Genomic DNA, 14,780 nt, shown 5'->3' with positions numbered 1-14,780 from the left:
CGTGAACCCCTCATCGGCGACGCCCTGGAGTGCGATCGGACGGATCACCTGATCGGCCCGCGGAATCCCGAGTCCGTCAAACAGGGCGTGCAGCTCGTCCAAGGCTGGGTCGTCGTGCGCCGAGATGGTCGCGGCGACCCGCACGGTGAAGCCCTCGTCGAGTGCCACCCGAATTCCGGCAAGTGCCCGATTCCAACTCCCGGCGCCGCGGTGCGAGTCGTGCACCTCAGCGGTCGGCGAGTCCACGCTGATCTGAAGAGCGAAGCCCGCGCGCGGCATGGCCTGCAACTTACGCAATCCCAGGCCACGGAACAGCATTCCATTGGTCAGCAGCGTTGTCGGCAGTTGCTCGACGCAGGCCCGCACGATCGCATCGATGTCCGGAAGGAGGAATGGTTCACCACCGGTGAGATACAGCTCGCGCACGCCCCACGCTGCCGCTTCGACGACCAGGGTCTGGATCGTCTCAATTCCGAGAAGGCGCGGATCGGTCTTTGGCGAGGACGCGACACAGCAGTAATCACAGGCCAGGTTGCAGTGAAAGTTGGTGTACAACCAGAGTCGTGCTCCGGGCATCCGGTCGGCGGGGATCATCGTCGCCGGGTTGCGCGGGCGTCCGCGGCCGACGGTTACGTGGCCGGTGTCTTTCTCGACCATCATTGTGCTCACGACCGTGTTGCCGGTCTTCGCACACCATCGACGCACGAGGTCAAGTTCGCTCGCCGAGGCCACCGGGAACTCAGCCGTGTCGCCCTCGGCCAGCTGTTCGACGGTGCGCATGAGCGCCATGACTACCATCGGGAATCGACGCCCTGTTCCTCGATCGCCTCGAACAGGCCGGCGTAGCCGTCAAGGTGCGGCTCAACCCACTTGGTAAGGCCCTCCAGTTCGAGGATGCGGCGGTGCGCGGGCACCTCCCAGTCCATCGCGAGCAGTTTCGCAACCCACGGAGCGCTCACCGACTCGGGGAGCGTGTCGAGAGCGGTGAACATGCAGTGCGAGTAGACGTCAGTTTGCCAGACCTCTTCCAGCATCCCGGGCATCAGATCCCCCCGGCCGATGTTCTCCCAGACCGTGATACCGATGGCGGCGACATCGGCGTCACCGGCCAAAACGGCGTCGATCGCGTCCAGCTCACTGCGACCCGTATCACCATGCTTGCCAATGTCACTATCGAAACGGATGACCTGCATGTGGTCGACATCCACGCCGGCTGCGCGCAGATAATGCAGGGGCAGGATCGCGGCGTGCGCTGAGTCCGCCGACCCGAGTGCCAGCCGTCGGGTCGCGATGTCGCCGGGGCCGGACCAGCCGCTTCCCGCCGCCGCCACGAACACCGTGGAAAATGCGGCGTCGGTGTCGCGCATCGCGAGCGCCCGCACGTGCCCATCGGTCTGCAGCACGGCGCGGACGTACGCAAGGTTGGTATTCCAAGCGATGTCGATCATTCCGGCCCGCAGAGCGTCAACCAGGCGACCGTAGTTGGAGAACAGCACGAAATCCATGGCCGTATCGGGCTCGTCAAAGTAGTCGCGGATACCCTCCCAGATAGGAACGACGTTCGGCGTGTAGGCGACCGCTCCGACGAGCAGAGGGGCTCCGATTAGCTGTGACATACGCCGCTCAGAACAGCGGAAGGCCGGTGAGAGCCTTACCGTAGAAGTCGTAGAGCACGTCGGCCGTCGGCGCCATGACCGACCCGGCGCGGGCATCCCGAAAGGCCCGCTCGATCGGAAGATGCTTTGAGAACGCCGCCCCACCGCACACCCGCATCGCCGATTCGGTAATGGTCAGCGCGGCATCGTTCGTGGAGGCTTTCACCCCGAGCACGAACAATCCGGTGTCCGCGGCGGGGCTCGCCACCCGAGCCGCGGCCTGCGCCAGGTACGCGCCCTGGGCGGCGAGCGCGATACTCATTTTTGCCACCTGAGCGCGGATGGTCGGCAGCGCCGACAGCGCCTGGTCCAGGTGCTCCAAGCGGGCACCGGTGACGTGGGTCGTCGCCGCATCGACCGCCGCCCGTGAGAGCCCGAGCGACACGGCCGAGTTGCCCAGGTTGAACCACGGCAACACAGTGGCCATCATCGTGCCGAACCCGCTGCCCGCCTCGCCGATGCGATAGCCGGACGGAATCGTCACCGCCACCGACATCGGGCTCGCCTCGTTGCCGCGCAGCCCCAGGGCGATCCAGGGGCCGGCGACCTCCAGACCGGGTGTGCCAGCGGGGATCGCGTACAGGTCGACGGTCTTGGGGTCGACCGCGCTCCGTGACGACATCACATAGACGTCCGCGTGCGCGGCCGAGGTCACCCAGCTCTTGTACGCGGTGAAGCGCAGGTCATCGCCGTCGGCGACCGATTCCGATACGGGAGCCCAGAAATGTGACCGCGACCCTTTTTCGCTGAAGGCGAGGGTGCCGAGCACCTCGCCCGACGCCATCCGCGACAGGAGGTCCGGCATCGCGACCGGAGGAGCGGATGCCACCGTCACCGCCGCGGCGACGTGCATCAGGTAGATCATCGCGGTCGATCCACAGGCCGCAGCGATGGAGCCGACCACCTCGATGAACTCAGCAGGACCGGCGCCCATGCCCCCCGAATCCTCGCTGATCACCAGCCCGAGCAGCCCACTCGTGCGCAGCGCCTCGACTGCATCCACCGGATAGGCGCCGTCAGTATCGACCTGGTCGGCGTGAGCGGCGGCCACTGCCGTCACCTCCGCGACGACATCGTCGAGCCTCGTTTGTGTGATGGTCATCCGGTCTCCTAGCATCGTCGCTGAAGTTTCTCGCCACCGCTGACGCAATGCCGACCCGGCAAGTATTGCCTATCGGGATGCCAAATCAAAGGGGACATTTTTCCCGGTTTCCCGGACCTTCATCCACGGGCCATTTCTTACCAAGCGCGCTGAAGAACTCAACGTTCGAATGCGGAATGACCGCCGAGAGCGTAAATGAGTTCAACTGTTTCTTCTCCCATGACCATTCCACCCGAACGAACGCTCCATTCGCCAATGAGCCATTCGCTGGCGAGGCTGCCCGTCTTGATCGTGTCTCGCTTCCGTGGTCGACAGCGACAGCGACAGCGACAGCGACAGCGACAGCGACAGCGACAGCGACAGCGACAGCGACAGCGACAGCGACAGCGGACTCCGGCCAGCGTCGATCAGGATGCTTCGGTAGGTTGAAGACCTGCCATTTCGGCTGCCCGGCAATTCACGAGGAGCTCCATGCCCATCACCGTCCAAGGCGCGATCGCCCGCTCGAAGGGGGCTCCCGTTGAGCTCACCGACATCGTCATACCCGACCCCGGTCCGGGCGAGGTCATCGTCGACATCGAGACCTGCGGCGTTTGCCACACCGACTTCCATTACAAGGAGGGCGGGATCAACGACGACTTCCCGTTTCTGCTCGGGCACGAAGCCGCCGGCCGGGTGAGCATCATCGGTGCGGGAGTCACGCACGTTTCCGTCGGTGATTTCGTCGTGCTCAACTGGCGGGCAGTCTGCGGCGATTGCCGAGCCTGCAAGCGAGCAGAGCCCTGGTATTGCTTCAACACCTTCAACGCCACCCAGAAGATGACCCTCACCGATGGCACCGAGCTCAGCCCGGCCCTCGGCATCGGCGCCTTCGCCGAGAAGACCCTCGTTCATGAGAAGCAGTGCACCAAGGTGCACCCGGACGCGGACCCCGCGGCGGTCGGACTCCTCGGCTGCGGCATCATGGCCGGCATCGGCGCGGCGATGAACACCGGTCACGTCTCCCCCGGCAACTCGGTGGCCGTGATCGGCTGCGGCGGCGTCGGAGACGCCGCAGTGGTTGGTGCAGCCCTCGCCGGAGCATCCACCATCATCGCGATCGACCGCGACGCGAAGAAGCTGCAGAAGGCCACCGGGTTCGGCGCCACGCACGTGATCGACTCCTCCGGGCTCGATGAGGCCGGCGTGGTCGCGGCCGTTCAGGCGCTCACCGATGGTTTCGGCGCCGACGTCGTCATCGACGCGGTCGGTCGCCCCGAAACGTGGCGGCAGGCGTTCTACGCCCGGGACCTGGCCGGCACCGTCGTTCTTGTCGGCGTGCCAACGCCAGACATGATGCTTGAGATACCGCTGCTCGACGTGTTCGGCCGCGGCGGATCGCTCAAATCATCTTGGTACGGTGACTGCTTACCGGAGCGCGACTTCCCGATGCTCACGGAGCTCTATCTGCAGGGCAGGCTGCCGCTGGCCGATTTTGTGAGCGAACGCATCGGCATCGCAGACATCGAGGCGGCCTTCGCCAAGATGGCCTCCGGCGACGTGCTCCGCTCCGTGGTGGTGCTGTAATGACCGCGCGCATCGACCACCTGGTCACCGAGGGTACCTTCAGCCTCGACGGCGGCACGTGGGCGCTGGAGAACAACGTGTGGATCGTCGGCGACGACACCGAGTGCCTCGTCATCGACGCCGCCCACAACGCGGATGCCATCCTCGCGACCGTCGGCGATCGCCGGCTGCTCGGCATCCTCAGCACCCACGGGCACAACGACCACATCGGTGCCGCGGGTGCGGTCGCCGCTGCGTCGGATGCGCCCATCTGGCTGCACCCCGATGACCGGATGCTCTGGGACGACGTCTACCCGGACACCGCCCCTGTTCGCGACCTCGCGGACGGACAGCGCATCGATGTGGCCGGCGTCGAACTGCAGGTCATCCACACCCCCGGTCACTCGCCGGGTTCGGTGTGCTTCTACGCTCCCACCTTCGGTACCCTGTTCAGCGGCGACACACTGTTCCACGGCGGACCGGGCGCTACCGGCCGGTCGTACAGTGACTTCCCCACGATCATCGAGTCGATCACCACCAGACTGCTCACCCTACCCGCCGAGACCATCATAAACACCGGCCACGGCGAGTCGACCACCATCGGCGCCGAGGCCTCTGATCTGGCGGACTGGATCGCCCGCGGGCACTAGCCGCGACGGGCGGTTCAGGGTTCAGAACAAGACGTCGGATCGAAACTCAACTGGTGAGTGAAACGACACATTGAAGCGGAACGCGTCGTTCGCAACAAACCGAGGGCCTGCGAAAAATAGCCCATTGACTGGAAGAAAAGTACGAAGTCCTCGACTCAGTAGACGTTGAAGCGGAACTCCACCACGTTTCGTCACCGATCAACGTCAGAGAATGACTTTGCTCTCGCCGTACAGTCCAATTGAAAGTGGGGCAGCAGCTACTGCCCTACTCCCGACCGTCCTCAAGCGGGATGAGCATGGTGCGGAACGGACCGGCAACGGCGTGGATGTCCCAGATGCGATCGGCGACACCGTCGATGCCGTTGGCAAGCTGAAGCTGGGGAATGCCACCGGGAATCACCAGTTGGTTGACACGGATGCCCTCACCCGCGAGGGCATCGTGGAGCATCTCGCCGTAGGCGCTCTCAGCCGGGAAGGCGACCGATGTGCCGGCGAAGTCAGCGCGGGCCTTCACTGAGGTTCCACCGTTGATCATGATGATGCTGCCGCTATTTGTCTGCCGCATCGCCGGGAGCACTGCACGCACCGCGTGGATGAGCCCGAGGGCCGAGAACTGCAGGGCCTCTAACGCCAGCTCGGGAGTCATCTCAAGCACCGGCTTCAGGTAGTCGCGCGACGGGAGCGGGCTATATTGCAGCGCGGTGATGGCCCCGAGCTCTGCCGCGGCACGCGTAAGGGCAGCTTCGAGCGACGCCGCTGTGCGGACATCAGCAGGGTAAGCACTCGCGGTGAAGCCAGCAGCAGTGAGCTCGGCTGCCATAGCGTCTAGTTTCGACTGGTTCCTGGCGATCAGGGCAATTGAGAAGCCTTCGCGCCCGAACCTTCGCGCAACTGCTGCGCCGAGTCCCGTTCCGGCTCCGATGATGGCGATGACAGGCACGATGATCTCCTTCGATTGATGCTGCTGTGATGACGAACGCGAGGAGCTAGAGCCTATACATTGAACCTAAACTCCACCACGTTCCGCATTCGAGCAACATCATGCTGATTGGTCTACCACCAGCAGTAACCTGCCACTGTTGCCGACTCAGTTGAGGTGTGACCTGCAAACGAGGCATCCCCGAGTATGGATATCTACTCGGCCTGCCAAGCCAGAGGCGTGCTGGTCGACAGCGTCTCACGCTCTCCCGTTTCCAGATTGACTGCGAAGCGGATTCGCTTCGACGGCGGCCCACCACGATCAGGATGGCTGATCAACGCCATATTTTGCGAAACGTCGATCTCGACACCCAAGTGAGAGATTCCTGCCGCGCGGAGCTCCTTTACGAGGGCGGGAGCATCCTTGCGAGGGAATTGCTTGTACTCGATATTCAGAGACTCGGGGAAGGAGCGGATAAGCATGGCTTCGGCGACCGTGACCAGCTTGGACTTCGCGACGAGCGGGTCATCCGGCGTGGCCAAGAACTGGCTGGCGAAAAGCCCGATCTCTTCGACGTTGTCAGCGCCGATGCTGAAGACCGCTTCCCTGCCCTGAATCTGCGCATCCATCACGATGACGGCAACGGCGGAGTTGGGGTGGAAGTCAGCCTGCTCGGCAAGCACCTGCTGGAGTTGCTTGTGCCCATCCCCACTGCGCTTAGCGGCAGTTCGCTCGCCATGCTTGCCGTAAGACTGACCCACATACTCGACCTGATATGTGACGGTCCCCGAAGCAGAACGGAGGGCCTCCGAGCACCTGTACATCTGACGGATCAAAATGTACGTTGGAAGCATGTCAATCGTCACCGTTACCGCCGCCCGGAGCAGTCTCCCCGAGATCATCGAGCGCGCCCGCGGGGAAGCCGTCTTCCTCGAGCGACGCGGGACGGTGGAAGCTGTCGTCGTCAGCCCGGCCCAGTACGAGCGCATGATGGATGCCCTGGAAGACGCTGCGGATGTAGCTGCGTTCGACGTCGCAATGGCTGAAGAGGGCGAGCACATTCCTTGGGCGCAGGTCAAAGCCGATCTCGGCTGGAGCTGAGTGAGCAAGTCCCGAATCGAGGTTCGGCCCGCTGTGCTCAAAGCTCTGCGCAGCATCCACCCCACAGATCAGGCTCGCATCCATGGGGCGATTGCCCTCCTCGGTGAGGATCCTCGCCCGCCTGGTGCAAGAGCTCTGCACGGTCGTTCCGGCCTTCGGGTTCGCGTCGGCAACTACCGCATCATCTACACCGTCGACGAGGGCGTGCTCCTGGTTGTAGTCGTAACGCTCGGTCATCGCAGCGACGTCTACGACGTTTAGCCGGCGGTGACGTTTAGCCGCCGGTGACGTTTAGCCGGCGGTGACGTTTAGCCAGCGATGACGTCTAGCCGGCGATGACGTCTCAGCCAGCGGGTCACAGAACTCCTCGGCAACCGATGACTGTTATCGAGCTACCGGTGCTCGGTCACCGGTCTGGCGTGGGACGCACTCTTCGACCCGTCAGAGAAGGTGCCGCTCAACTGGTGCCTGGTCGGCGGCCAGCAACTTCAGGCACGGGCGGTAACGAAGATTACCGGCTTCTGCCTGATAGAGTATTTACGTATTCGTAAAAAGAATGGGGCGTGAATCATGACTGCAACGATCCTCGCGCGGGCTGCAAGAGCGGCCAGCGGCCTCAGCCAGAGCAAGCTGGCGCTACTTTCCGGACTCGCCAGCTCATCCCTGTCCTTGATCGAACACGGCAAGCGTGAACCAACGGTCCAGACCCTGGAGACGCTCCTGCTCGCCACCCGCCATACAGTGGTAACGATCCCCACGGTGCGTAGCGATGCAGCGCGCATTGCAGCTGGCATCAGTGCTGACCTCGCTGCTGGCAGCACCGCCGGCAGCACCGTTCTTGGCCGTGTTGACAGGAACGGTGCCCACAAGAAAAGTGCTGACGGCCACACTGAGCAACACAGCGCCGCCGCGAACGAAGCGGGGGCATTCAGGCGCTGGCTCCAGCTCGCCGACAACCTCGCGGCCGAGCGCGGCGCTACCCGCGTCGGGCTCACCCTCACCGAGCCCGCCCCGACTGGCTCTGTCCAGTGGGACACCGCGATCGCTGCGCTCTGCGAGTACCGCCTCAACGCGGATGCTCTCCCCGTTCCTGAATGGGTAGGCGCTAGGTCGGGCAACCCCGGCGCCCCCTGGACGCCGCGGACCAGCGACTACGACATTCCCGTCGACATCTCGCAGGTCCCCGCTGAGTTCCTCCGCCGCGGCATCCTGGTCGAGGCTGCAACCTTGGAGAGCGTCTAATGCCCACAGACCAGCTCGACCGCGACGATCTCATCAAGGGCCTCGGTGCCGTGATCACAAAGCTCCGCGCGGCTGGCCAGCCTGCTGGGATCAGGATCATCGGCGGTGCAGCACTCGCGCTGCGCTATTTCGACCGGCGCACCACGGTGGACATCGACGCACGAATACAACCCGAGGAGCCGGTCCTCGAGGCGGCCGTCGAGGTGGCGAACGAGAACGGCTGGGCGCACGACTGGCTCAACAGCAAGGCCGCCGGCTTCATACCGTCCTACGGTGCGGACCCCGAATGGGAGGTTCTCTACAGCAGCGACAACATCACCGTCGAGGTCGCCTCGCCCCGCGCGCTGCTCGCGATGAAGCTCAACGCGTCCCGCCCCTCCCGGGACGTCCAGGACATCGCCTACCTTCTCGCCCTCTGCAACGTCGCCGACGTCGGCGCTGCGGAAGAGCTGCTTGATTCGTTCTTCCCGGGCGACGGGCTCCCGGACAAAGCCCTCCGGCTCCTGGGGCCCATCTTCGCCCGCGGGCTCCCCACCGTACCTGAGGCGCCGCCCGCACCCGTCTTCTGACGAACGCGTGTTCCGTGCATGAGAAGGCCCCGTGTCTCGAGATCCTTCTCGCGGCAATGGTCCAAGGACGTGTGAACGATCGCGCATGTCGCCGCCTCGGCGCCTGCGCTCGAGCGGGCTGCCAAATAGAGTGTCGTCCCGAGCACGACCCCGACCCCTTTTTCTGCGCAGCCTCATCTCACTTCAAGGGGGTGGTTTTTTACCCCCGATACTCGCACGTATCACGAGTATGTCCCTGGGAAGATGGGCTGCGATAAATCGGGATTGCGGGTCCACAGGAGGCTGCCGACTGCGTCCCGACCTCGACGTGATCGACCAAATCGGGGACGTCACCTGTCGATCCGCTGAGCTAGCAGCCCTACGGGTACGTGGCCGCCCACGACCGCCCGTCCACCTCAGCCCGCTGCCGCAGGTCGTCCCACAACGGCGGACCGGACGCGACAGTATCGAGGGCCTGGTCGATCGCCGAGAGAGCTGTCTGTACAAACTCGGACCTCAGGACGGGGCCGTCCTCGTTCGCATCCGCGTTCGGATTCGCCTGCCAGAAAGCGTAATCGGCCACCTCGTACACCTGCAGAGCCACCCAAACAGCGTGCTGCGGATCGTCCGTTCGCCATGTGCTGAGCGCGTAGGAGACGGCGGCCGCACCGTTCTGACCGTATGCCGACTCAAGGACCCACCCATCATCGTCTTCGTCAGGAACCATCGACGTCGCTTCGGCCTCCATCGCCTGCACTTCGCCTGCTGGTGCCGTATCCGCCAGAATCAGTGACACCTCCGGCTCGTGGCGGCGCGCAGCGACACTCAGCTGATGAGGAAGGTGCGTCCTGCCTGGAGACCTGCTAAATACTTCAGCCTAGGCAGAAGTCTCTGTACCTTCCGGCAGACCGAGGGCGCGAAGCGCAAGTCCGTCGAATCGCCGCAGCATCGACCATTCAAGCGTTGCGGTCTCCGTACGGACGATCATGATGATTGTTGGCTCACCGCCGAGGGATTCGCTCATGCGCGCCGGACGACGCGAACCCGCGACGGTGTCAGTGAGTTCAACGGTCAACTCCCCCATAACCATTCGACCCGATCGAACGCTCCACTCGCCAATGAGCCATTCGCTGGTGAGGCCAGCTTGGTGACCCGCCACAACGCGCAAGCCGCCAATGAACACACGGTGATTCGCGGCACGTGCTCGTCGGCCTCCGACGAACGAATCCCCGATCAAGCCTCCGATCAGGTCTCCGATGACCCACCCGATGAACTGCGCAATCATCCGAGTCCTCGCACCGATGGAACCGCAACATTCACCATGTCGCCAGCGCACGGCAGCGACGACTTATCAAACACAAGGTGCATTTGTCACGCACTCTTGAAACCTGAGCCCGAGAAAGTGCGGATTCGCCTGAAACTGGGGCACGCCTACACGTTAAAGCGGAACTCCACCACGTTTCGTCACTAAGCAACGTGACGACAGGAGTCGGTTCGCCAGCGCACAGTCACGACCTCTGCAGCACGGTATCCTTCAGCCACGGCCCGTGAAATTGCGTCGATTCATCGTGGGCCCCACAAGGAGGCCGAGCCAGAATGAGCGACATTACGCTAGCGCGCACTCTCGTTCCGGATCGATATGCCGGTCTTCCCATGCTGCGATTGTTCCTTCCGCTCATCGATACCAACGATCGGGCGCGCCGGTGGTCCTCGTATCTGGAGGACGGAATCGAGCTGGCCGGCTCCACGGAGTGGTTCGAACTGTGGAATCGGCATAGGGAGTCCCATGGGGCAGTCGAGCCCGCCCCTGTGCCCGCGCGCGGACGTCTCGACCCGCTGACCGCACGCGCCTTGAAGGACGCACTCATGCTCCGGGCCTCGCCCGACACGGTCCTGCACTGTTTGTGCTGGGAGGGATATGCCGCTGTCCCCGCTGACCCAGGCGGTCCGACTGTTCATCATTTTGGACATGACTTCGTCCGCTGTGACCTCACGATTCGGCAGATGCTCCATGAAGAGACAGCCGACCGAATCCCCGAGTTCGCCCACGACGACCTGGGGCACTTCGCCTGGGGCACCAACCTCTACCCCGACTCAGTGATTATCGCCGGTGCGGAGCCGATCTACCGTGCGCTCATCAATGACCCCCGGCTCGACACGGTGACGATCAGGAAAGAGTCGGACCTTCTGCCCGTGAGCTCCGGAGACTGAAGACCGCGCGCCTCCTCAGCTCAATCGGCCAGTCCGAGAAACACCATGATAAGGCGCTCCAGATCGACAAGCTGGGACGAGGACATCCTGCCGATCTTCTGCCCAAGGCTTGCTCGACGCACCGTGGTGATTTTGTCGACCATCACGAAGCTGGCTTCGTCGAGTCCGTTGAGCGTATCGGCGGGGATTGGCATCCGCAGAAGCGGAGCGGACACGCGGGTGGATGTCAACGGACACACAGTGACAGATTCTGTGCCGTCGAAGCGATCATCCTGCAGCACGACTGCCGGTCGCGGTTTTGACGCGTAAATGCCTCCTGCGACGGACCAAATCTCGCCTCTGATCATTCCTCCCACGGAGCCGAGACGGCTTCGACAAAGGACTGGTCATCGTTGGCGTGGTCGGCAAGAGCTACCGCGACAGACTCCCGATGCGCTTCTAGCGCGAAAGACTCAGAACGCACGTCGGGGACCCACACCTGAACCAGACGGAAGCCCTGCTCTCGCATCCGGTCCCGATGCGCACTGACTCTGTCCCGTACCGCCATGCAATAATGTTACATGTAACACTCGTGGCGCGCTAGAGGCGTGCACACGCAGAACTAGACATTGAATCTAAATTCCACCACGTCGCCGTCTTGCATGACGTATTCCTTGCCCTCGATACGAGCCTTACCCTTGGAACGTGCCTCGGCGATTGATCCGGCGGCCATGAGGTCTTCGAAGGAGAAGATCTCCGCCTTGATGAAGCCCTTTTGAAAGTCGGTGTGGATGACTCCGGCGGCCTGTGGTGCGGTCCAGCCCTTGTGGATGGTCCAGGCTCGGCATTCTTTTGGGCCGGCCGTGAGGTAGGTCTGCAGACCGAGGGTGTCGAAGCCGATGCGGGCGAGCTGGTCGAGTCCGCTCTCATCCTGGCCGGTCGAGGCGAGCATCTCGGCGGCATCCTCAGCGTCGAGTTCGCTGAGCTCAGACTCAAGTTTCGCGTCGAGGAACACGGCGTTGGCTGGCGCAACGAGGGCTGCCAGGGTCGCGAGCTTCTCGGCATCCTGCAGCACGGCCTCATCAACGTTGAAGACGTAGATGAACGGCTTCGCTGTGAGCAGACCAAGTTCGCTGATCGGTTCAATGTCGAGCGTCGACGACGACAGCGGCTGGCCGCCGTCGAGGATGGCCTGCGCCTTGAGCGCAGTCTCGAGAACGAGCGGCGCCATCTTGCGACCCTTGACCTCTTTCTCGAAGCGCAGCAAGGCCTTCTCGAGGGTCTGCAGGTCGGCCAGGATCAGCTCGGTGTTGATGGTTTCCATGTCGCCGGCTGGGTTGACCTTGCCGTCGACGTGCACGACGTCGGGGTCGGCGAAGCCGCGGATGACCTGTGCGATGGCATCCGCTTCGCGTATGTTGGCGAGGAACTTGTTACCGAGTCCCTCCCCCTCGCTCGCTCCACGCACGATGCCGGCGATGTCAACGAATGACACCGGTGCCGGCAGCAGGGTCTTGCTGCCGTAAATGGTCGCCAGATCGGCCAGGCGCGAATCGGGAAGGTTCACGATTCCAACGTTGGGCTCGATCGTCGCGAACGGGTAGTTCGCTGCGAGCACGTTGTTCCTGGTCAGCGCGTTGAACAGGGTGGACTTGCCCACATTGGGGAGTCCGACGATTGCAATTGTAAGAGCCACGAGAGATCATTCTACCGGCCGCGTCGGCGCGGGCTCTGTCGGTGGTCCGTGAGAGCATAAGGCGTGCTGAATTTCACCGCGATTGATTTCGAAACCGCCAACTCCTCCGGCGCCTCGGCGTGCTCGGTCGGGATGGTGAAAGTGCGTGACGGTATGGTCGTCGATTCGGCATACTGGCTCATTCAGCCGCCGCCCGGCCACGACGCGTTCTCCGAGTGGAACACCCGCATCCACGGCATTACCGCAGCGGATGTCGTGGGTGCAGCCACCTGGGCGGAGCAGCTCCCCCAGCTGGTCGCCTTCGTCGACGGCGACGACCTTGTCGCCCACAATGCCGGTTTCGACCTCGGCGTAATCAAGACGGCGTCACGCGTAACCGAGCAGCCGGTGCCTGATTTTCGCTATGTCTGCAGCTTGCAGGTTGCCCGTCGCACCTATCACCTCGAGTCGTATCGGCTGCCGGTCGCGGCCATGGCGGCCGGCTTTGAGGACTTCTCGCACCACAACGCGCTCGCCGACGCTGAGGCGTGCGCGGCCATCATGATTCACGCGGCCAAGCGCCACGAGGTCGATACGCTCGAGCAGCTTGCCCACGTGACCCGGGTCAAGGTCGGAGCGATTGGTCCGGTCGCTACCAGGGAGCACGCCTCAACACACGGGCCGATGGCGCTCAACTAGGCAGATTCATCACGTTGGCAACCCGCCTGATCCGAGTGTCATTTCGGCGATGTCGGTGGTCGCTGGCAGACTTAAAGCATGGATCCACTGCTGAGTTTGATTGTCGGTCTCGTCGTCGGTGCCGCGTTGGGCGCCCTGCTGACCATGGTTCTGCTGCAACGCCGCCGCGAGGGAGGCTCTGGGGTTGACGCCGGGGTTGACGATCCCGCCGTGCTCGAGGCTCGCCACCAGGTGGCCCTCGCCGAGGCACGAGCGAGCGAGGCGACGGTTCGCGCGGCTCTACAGAGTGAGCTGTCGGCCGCACTCGCCACCGTCGACGGCCTCACCGCGCAAAGTGATCATGACCGGGCCACGGCGCGTGAAGTCGTCGAACGGCAGCGTTCCGACCAGCAGCTGCAATCCGAGCGGGAGAAGCGCGAGCACCTCGTGCTGGAAGCCCTCAGCCCGGTGCGGGAGACCCTGCGAACCATGCAGGAGAAGGTCACCGATCTGGAAACCCAACGCAACGAACAGTACGGTTCGCTTTCGGAGCAGCTCAAGCAGGCGCAGATATCTGATCAACAGCTGCGGGTGACCACCGAATCGCTCGCGAGCGCACTGCGTTCCAACAGCACCCGCGGTGTCTGGGGTGAGACCCAGCTGCGGCGCGTGGTCGAAGCGGCCGGCCTTGCCCAGTATGTCGACTTCAACACGCAGACCAACATCACCACGGATGCCGGGCTCGGCCGACCTGACATGGTCGTGCGCCTGCCCGGCAATAAGTCGATCGCGATCGACGCCAAGGTTCCGCTCGAGCACTATATCGAGGCGAGCACCATTCCCTATACGGCCATAGGCGAGGAGGGCGCTCGTCGCACGGTGCTGATCGACAAGCACGTGAAGGCCGTGCGCGCCCACATCGACGCGCTCGCCAAGAAGACCTACTGGGAAGGCTTCGATGCCAGCCCCGAGTTCGTGATCGCGTTCATACCGAGCGAGTCCCTGCTGTCGGCGGCGCTCGAAGCCGACCCATCAATTCTCGACTACTCGTTCAGTAAGCGGGTGGCCCTGGCGTCGCCGGTAAACCTATGGGCGGTGCTCAAAACGGTCGCCTTCACCTGGCAGCAGCAGGCGGTCACGAACGAGGCCCAGAAACTCTTCGACCTTGGCAACGCCCTGTACCAGCGACTCGGTGCACTGTCCGGCCACGCCGAGTCGCTGCGCAAGGCACTGGAACGAACCGTGGACAGCTACAACAAGTTCGCCAACTCGCTCGAGTCCCGGGTGCTCGTGACCGCTCGGCAGTTTCCCGGAATAGACCAAACCAAGATCGGGCTGCTTGCCGAACCGGCCATCGTTCACGACTCACCCCGCAAACTAACCGCGCCCGAGCTGGAAGCGCCTTCATCCGCTCTGAACGCATCAACATCGCCTACATCAACATCGACTACATCAACATCGAACTCGGCCGAGCT

General features: G+C 63.5%; 20 protein-coding genes. 9 read left to right on the top strand and 11 right to left on the bottom strand.

All coding sequences use genetic code 11. The features are described from left to right. The 4 genes from LH475_RS10530 to LH475_RS10515 all read right to left on the bottom strand — a co-directional run. Positions 1-789, bottom strand: a 789-nt coding sequence (locus LH475_RS10530) for a radical SAM protein (protein WP_297413873.1), incomplete at its 3' end; no start/stop codon positions are given. 2 nt (positions 790-791) lie between these two features. Continuing rightward, complete coding sequence (locus tag LH475_RS10525; RefSeq protein WP_196843254.1) at positions 792-1,616, bottom strand: PhnD/SsuA/transferrin family substrate-binding protein; 825 nt, start codon at positions 1,614-1,616, stop codon at positions 792-794. A gap of 7 nt (positions 1,617-1,623) precedes the next feature. After that, positions 1,624-2,757, bottom strand: a complete 1,134-nt coding sequence (locus LH475_RS10520; protein ID WP_196843253.1) for an acyl-CoA dehydrogenase family protein — start codon at positions 2,755-2,757, stop codon at positions 1,624-1,626. A 201-nt stretch (positions 2,758-2,958) separates the two neighbouring features. Then, positions 2,959-3,213, bottom strand: coding sequence for a hypothetical protein (locus tag LH475_RS10515; protein WP_297413869.1), 255 nt, complete (start codon positions 3,211-3,213; stop codon positions 2,959-2,961). A gap of 15 nt (positions 3,214-3,228) precedes the next feature. On the opposite strand from LH475_RS10515, the gene LH475_RS10510 reads away from it, so the two are divergent. Both LH475_RS10510 and LH475_RS10505 read left to right on the top strand, forming a co-directional pair. Continuing rightward, positions 3,229-4,323: an S-(hydroxymethyl)mycothiol dehydrogenase gene (locus LH475_RS10510; RefSeq protein WP_196843252.1), complete on the top strand. Its 1,095-nt coding sequence runs from the start codon at positions 3,229-3,231 to the stop codon at positions 4,321-4,323. Then, positions 4,323-4,952 (top strand): MBL fold metallo-hydrolase, encoded by a 630-nt coding sequence (locus LH475_RS10505; RefSeq protein WP_196843251.1) that lies wholly within the window; start codon positions 4,323-4,325, stop codon positions 4,950-4,952. The genes LH475_RS10510 and LH475_RS10505 overlap by 1 nt, the downstream gene beginning before the upstream one ends. 265 nt (positions 4,953-5,217) lie before the next feature. On the opposite strand, the gene LH475_RS10500 is transcribed toward LH475_RS10505, so the two are convergent. Together LH475_RS10500 and LH475_RS10495 are read right to left on the bottom strand one after the other, a co-directional pair. Further along, positions 5,218-5,892, bottom strand: coding sequence for an SDR family NAD(P)-dependent oxidoreductase (locus LH475_RS10500; protein ID WP_196843250.1), 675 nt, complete (start codon positions 5,890-5,892; stop codon positions 5,218-5,220). A gap of 194 nt (positions 5,893-6,086) precedes the next feature. Beyond that, positions 6,087-6,632 (bottom strand): hypothetical protein, encoded by a 546-nt coding sequence (locus LH475_RS10495; RefSeq protein ID WP_196843249.1) that lies wholly within the window; start codon positions 6,630-6,632, stop codon positions 6,087-6,089. Positions 6,633-6,723: 91 nt separating this feature from the next. Here LH475_RS10495 and LH475_RS10490 point away from each other — a divergent pair, with 91 nt between their 5' ends. From LH475_RS10490 to LH475_RS10475, 4 genes are all read left to right on the top strand, one after another. After that, entirely contained in the window at positions 6,724-6,972 is a 249-nt protein-coding gene (locus tag LH475_RS10490; RefSeq protein WP_196843248.1) for a type II toxin-antitoxin system Phd/YefM family antitoxin, read from the top strand. Then, positions 6,973-7,233: a type II toxin-antitoxin system RelE/ParE family toxin gene (locus LH475_RS10485; protein ID WP_196843247.1), complete on the top strand. Its 261-nt coding sequence runs from the start codon at positions 6,973-6,975 to the stop codon at positions 7,231-7,233. A 309-nt stretch (positions 7,234-7,542) separates the two neighbouring features. Beyond that, positions 7,543-8,214, top strand: coding sequence for a helix-turn-helix domain-containing protein (locus LH475_RS10480; RefSeq protein WP_196843246.1), 672 nt, complete (start codon positions 7,543-7,545; stop codon positions 8,212-8,214). Beyond that, the gene (locus tag LH475_RS10475; RefSeq protein WP_297413865.1) at positions 8,214-8,783 is read left to right on the top strand and encodes a DUF6036 family nucleotidyltransferase; all 570 of its coding nucleotides are present in this window, start codon (positions 8,214-8,216) and stop codon (positions 8,781-8,783) included. The genes LH475_RS10480 and LH475_RS10475 overlap by 1 nt, the downstream gene beginning before the upstream one ends. 358 nt (positions 8,784-9,141) lie before the next feature. Here the strand turns inward: LH475_RS10475 and LH475_RS10470 are convergent, their stop codons facing one another. Then, a complete protein-coding gene (locus tag LH475_RS10470; protein WP_196843244.1) occupies positions 9,142-9,558 on the bottom strand; it encodes a hypothetical protein in 417 nt (138 codons plus the stop codon). 81 nt (positions 9,559-9,639) lie between these two features. Then, entirely contained in the window at positions 9,640-9,846 is a 207-nt protein-coding gene (locus LH475_RS10465; RefSeq protein ID WP_297413862.1) for a hypothetical protein, read from the bottom strand. Positions 9,847-10,766: 920 nt separating this feature from the next. Here LH475_RS10465 and LH475_RS10460 point away from each other — a divergent pair. Next, positions 10,767-10,973: a hypothetical protein gene (locus LH475_RS10460; protein WP_297413861.1), complete on the top strand. Its 207-nt coding sequence runs from the start codon at positions 10,767-10,769 to the stop codon at positions 10,971-10,973. A 20-nt stretch (positions 10,974-10,993) separates the two neighbouring features. Here LH475_RS10460 and LH475_RS10455 read toward each other — a convergent pair whose 3' ends face one another. Genes LH475_RS10455 through ychF form a run of 3 tightly spaced genes read right to left on the bottom strand, consistent with a single transcriptional unit; the run spans position 10,994 to position 12,648 of the window. Further along, entirely contained in the window at positions 10,994-11,320 is a 327-nt protein-coding gene (locus LH475_RS10455; RefSeq protein ID WP_134173636.1) for a type II toxin-antitoxin system PemK/MazF family toxin, read from the bottom strand. Then, positions 11,317-11,520, bottom strand: coding sequence for an antitoxin MazE family protein (locus LH475_RS10450; RefSeq protein WP_134173634.1), 204 nt, complete (start codon positions 11,518-11,520; stop codon positions 11,317-11,319). The genes LH475_RS10455 and LH475_RS10450 overlap by 4 nt, the downstream gene beginning before the upstream one ends. Positions 11,521-11,574: 54 nt before the next feature. After that, positions 11,575-12,648 (bottom strand): redox-regulated ATPase YchF, encoded by a 1,074-nt coding sequence (gene ychF / locus LH475_RS10445; protein WP_196843241.1) that lies wholly within the window; start codon positions 12,646-12,648, stop codon positions 11,575-11,577. Positions 12,649-12,711: 63 nt separating this feature from the next. On the opposite strand from ychF, the gene LH475_RS10440 reads away from it, so the two are divergent. Continuing rightward, on the top strand, positions 12,712-13,326 hold the full coding sequence (locus tag LH475_RS10440; protein WP_196843240.1) for an exonuclease domain-containing protein: 615 nt from the start codon (positions 12,712-12,714) through the stop codon (positions 13,324-13,326). A gap of 78 nt (positions 13,327-13,404) precedes the next feature. Further along, positions 13,405-14,780: DNA recombination protein RmuC (locus LH475_RS10435; RefSeq protein ID WP_297413849.1), on the top strand; the 1,376-nt coding region annotated here is incomplete at its 3' end.

Source organism: Cryobacterium sp. (assembly GCF_026786305.1).
Taxonomy (GTDB): domain Bacteria; phylum Actinomycetota; class Actinomycetes; order Actinomycetales; family Microbacteriaceae; genus Cryobacterium.
Note: the sequence above shows the minus strand (reverse complement) of the source record. Positions and strands in the feature narration are given on the sequence as shown.